This is a genomic window from Nocardioides sp., assembly GCF_041600255.1.
Classification (GTDB): Bacteria; Actinomycetota; Actinomycetes; order Propionibacteriales; family Nocardioidaceae; genus Nocardioides.
In genome coordinates, this window is the sequence record NZ_JBFIKK010000204.1 from 1 (window position 1) to 3,722 (window position 3,722).

Here is a 3,722-nt window from a genome sequence, read left to right on the forward strand (position 1 = left end):
CAGCGGTACGGCGCCGTACCGCCGCTCGGCGAGCTCGGCGCGCAGGGCCGAGCGATCCTCGCGCAGTGCAGCCACCGCCGAGCTCACGTCCGGACTCACCGGAGTGGAGAGCTCGATCTGGCCGCCGGGCTCGAGAGTGACCGAGCTGCCCGACGGCATCGGGGGCAGGCGGTCGACCAGCGACCGGATCGCCGCCCAGGTGGGCCGCCGCAGCGGCGTGACCAGGTCGATCAGATGAAACTCGAGCTCCAGACCGACGCGTCGCTCGCTGCCGGACCGGAGTGCCTGGGCGGCCACGTGGGCGTGCGCATGGCCGCGGGGGTCGGCAGCGTCGAGGAGTGCTCCCTCGGGTGGGGTGTCCACCATCGTCTTGGCGGTCATCTCCGCCCCCTCCAGGTCCGGACCGGTCGCCGTGACGACCGCGGGTCGGTGCGGGGGCGGCCATGGTCGACCGTCCTCGTTGCTTGCTCTCCCATCTCTACCGGGTGTCGAGCCGGAACCCAAGGGGGCCGCGCAAGAAACTTCCCGCTGCAGGTTCATCACGGTATGCAGGCGAACCGGCGCTTCCCTGGGTGCACAGGGCAAGGGAAGTGCAGGTTCGGCACGGGAACTCTGAGCCACGGCTCAGCTGGACATCACCCAGGGAGCCACGCGGGCCGACCCGCCGAACCAGTCCACAACGGGGAGAGGGTCGTCCTCGTCGGTCATGCGGCGCCGAGCCTCAGCCGCCGGCTCGGCTCCTGCAGCGACGACCGGTCGGGTGGCCAGGATGGGGCACCGACGTTGCCGGAGGGCGTCGGCTCAGAACCCCGAACGCCGCCCGGCAAGCAGGCGGCGTTCGGGAGTCACCACGGTGACGGGGCTGGACTCAGTCGTCGTCCTCGTCCTCGTCGTCGTCGTCCTCACCCTGGTCGTCGCAGTCGTCGTCCTCGTCGTCGTCCTCGTCCTCGTTGTCGACACCGTCGCCGTCGTGGTCCTCGTGGCCGTCCTCGACGCCGTCGTCGTCGGAGTCGCGATCATGCGGGTCGGTGCCCTGCTCGTTCTCGTCCTCGTCCGCCACCCCGTCGCCGTCACTGTCCTCGTCGTCGTCGCGGCAGCTCTCCGAGGCGTCGTCCTCGTCCTCGTTGGCGATGCCGTCCCGGTCGCCGTCCTCGTCACCGTCGGGGATGCCGTCCCCGTCGGTGTCGGGGTCGAGCACCTTCGTCGACCGCAGCCCATCGCGGACCTCGTCACCGTCGTCGTGACCGTCTCCGTCGGTGTCCTCGTCGCGCGGGTCTGTGCCACGCCGGTACTCCGCGATGTTGCGCAGCCCGTCGCGATCCTTGTCACCCTTCGCATTGGCCTTGTGCGGGTCCAGGCCGTGGGCCTTCTCCCACCGGTTCGGCATGCCGTCACGGTCCCAGTCGCCCCGCGCGGCGTCGGCTGACGAGGCCGACAGCGTCATCAGGGCGGCCGCGGCCAGCGTGGTGGTCGCCGAGACGAGGCGGAAGGCGGCGGTGTGCAGGATGTACATGGTTCTCTCCCCGGAGGCTCCAGCGGTGGTGGATCGTGCCACCACTCCCACCTCCTCCATCGGCACCGAGAGCACCTGACGTGATGGCGGACTAGACCAGGCAGGACGCACGAACGCCGCCCGGATGACCGAGCGGCGTTCGTGCGTCGAACTGGGTCGTGCTGGGGACCTGTCAGTCCAGATAGTCGCGCAGGACCTGCGAGCGCGACGGGTGACGCAGCTTCGACATCGTCTTCGACTCGATCTGGCGGATCCGTTCGCGGGTCACGCCGTAGACCTTGCCGATCTCGTCAAGGGTCTTCGGCTGGCCGTCGGTGAGGCCGAAGCGCATCGAGACGACGCCGGCCTCGCGCTCCGAGAGCGTGTCGAGCACGGCGTGCAGCTGCTCCTGGAGCAGCGTGAACGAGACCGCGTCGGCCGGGACGATCGCCTCGGAGTCCTCGATCAGGTCACCGAACTCGGAGTCGCCGTCCTCGCCCAGGGGCGTGTGCAGCGAGATCGGCTCACGCCCGTACTTCTGGACCTCGATGACCTTCTCGGGGGTCATGTCGAGCTCCTTGGCGAGCTCCTCCGGGGTGGGCTCGCGGCCCAGGTCCTGGAGCATCTGCCGCTGGACGCGGGCCAGCTTGTTGATGACCTCGACCATGTGCACCGGGATCCGGATGGTGCGGGCCTGGTCGGCCATGGCACGGGTGATGGCCTGCCGGATCCACCACGTCGCGTACGTCGAGAACTTGTAGCCCTTGGTGTAGTCGAACTTCTCGACCGCACGGATCAGACCGAGGTTGCCCTCCTGGATCAGGTCCAGGAAGAGCATGCCGCGACCGGTGTAGCGCTTGGCCAGCGAGACCACGAGCCGCAGGTTGGCCTCGAGCAGGTGGTTCTTCGCGCGACGACCGTCCTCGGAGATCCACTCCAGCTCTTCCTGGATCTTCGCCGAGATCTTGCCGCCCTTGGCGAGCTTCTCCTCCGAGAAGAGACCGGCCTCGATCCGCTTGGCGAGCTCCACCTCCATCTCGGCGTTGAGGAGCGGCACCTTGCCGATCTGCTTGAGGTAGTCCTTGACCGGGTCGGCGGTGGCACCGGCCACCATGACCTGCTGCTCGGGCTCGTCGGTGTCGTCGGCGGCGGAGACCACGAAGGTCGCCTGCTTCTCGTCCTCGACGATCGTCGGGTCGGCCTTGACGTCCTTCTCGAACTGGGCGTCCGGGATGTCAGGCAGCAGCTTCTTGCCGTCGGGACCCACCACGACGACCTCGACCTCGGCTGCCTCGGTGCTGGCGGCCGCCTTCTTGGTCGCCGCCTTCTTCGTGGCCGCCTTCTTGGCCGGAGCCGCGGCCTTGGTGGCGGCGGTCTTGGTGGCCGCGGCCTTGGTCGCGGCAGCCTTCTTCGCCGGAGCAGCCTTCTTGGCCGGCGCCTCCGCCGTGGCGGCAGCAGCCTTCTTGGCGGGAGCCTTCTTGGCGGCCGTCTTCGCAGTGGTGGTCTTGCGCGGCGAAGCCGCCGCAACAGCGCGGCTGCTCGTCGGACTCACGGCCACCGAGATGCCGAGGCCACTGAGGTGGCCGAGCAGCGCCTTGAGGTGCTTCGGCTCGACCTGGGCGTCCTCACTGGCCTGCCGGACCTCTTCGGGGGAGACACTGCCGGTCGGGGTCCCCCGTTCGATCAGGGCCGCGACGGACGGGTGCGACAGCACCTCGGCTGGGAGCATCTTGCGTGCGTTCGAGGACACGAACACCTCTCGTCAACTGACATGGGGGCGCGGCAAGGCCCGGTAACGTCAAGAGCCGCGCCGTCATTGTGCCACGCTCCCCAACCCGTGCCGACATTCCCCCCGAACACGCCGTGTCGGGCTGGACCGGCCGGTCGGACCTCACCTCGCCTTGGCGGCGACCTTCGCCTGCTTCTTGAAGTCGCGCACCTTCTGCAAGGACTCCGGGTCCACGACGTCGGCCACCGAACGGTGCCCCTGCTCGGCGTACGCGCCCACCGCGGCCTCCCAGCCACCCGGGCGTACGCCGAGCTGCTTGGCCAGCAGGGCCACGAAGATCTGCGCCTTCTGCTTGCCGAACCCGGGCAGCTCCATCACCCGCGCCAGCAGCTCCTTGCCGGTGCTCGGCTCGGTCCAGAGCCGGGTGACGTCGCCGTCGTAGCGCTCCTCGACCACGGCAGCCAGGGCCTGCAGGCGCGTCGCCATCGAGCCCGGGAAGCG

4 protein-coding genes are annotated in these 3,722 nt (G+C 69.5%); all 4 read right to left on the minus strand.

Features of this window, described 5'->3' with window-relative positions; all coding sequences use genetic code 11:
* Window positions 1-381, minus strand: a 381-nt coding sequence (locus ABZE72_RS16170; protein ID WP_372730064.1) for a glutamate-cysteine ligase family protein, incomplete at its 3' end; no start/stop codon positions are given.
* Between the two features lie 487 nt (window positions 382-868).
* Complete coding sequence (locus tag ABZE72_RS16175) at window positions 869-1,513, minus strand: hypothetical protein (protein ID WP_372730065.1); 645 nt, start codon at window positions 1,511-1,513, stop codon at window positions 869-871.
* A gap of 172 nt (window positions 1,514-1,685) precedes the next feature.
* The gene (locus ABZE72_RS16180) at window positions 1,686-3,248 is read right to left on the minus strand and encodes an RNA polymerase sigma factor (RefSeq protein WP_372730066.1); all 1,563 of its coding nucleotides are present in this window, start codon (window positions 3,246-3,248) and stop codon (window positions 1,686-1,688) included.
* 135 nt (window positions 3,249-3,383) lie between these two features.
* On the minus strand, window positions 3,384-3,722 hold a 339-nt coding region (locus tag ABZE72_RS16185), incomplete at its 5' end, for an HhH-GPD-type base excision DNA repair protein (RefSeq protein ID WP_372730067.1).

Bases quoted from the DNA above. Each gene is read 5' to 3' on its own strand.
- ABZE72_RS16175 (WP_372730065.1), bottom strand. From the start codon at position 1,513: ATGTACATCCTGCACACCGCCGCCTTCCGCCTCGTCTCGGCGACCACC.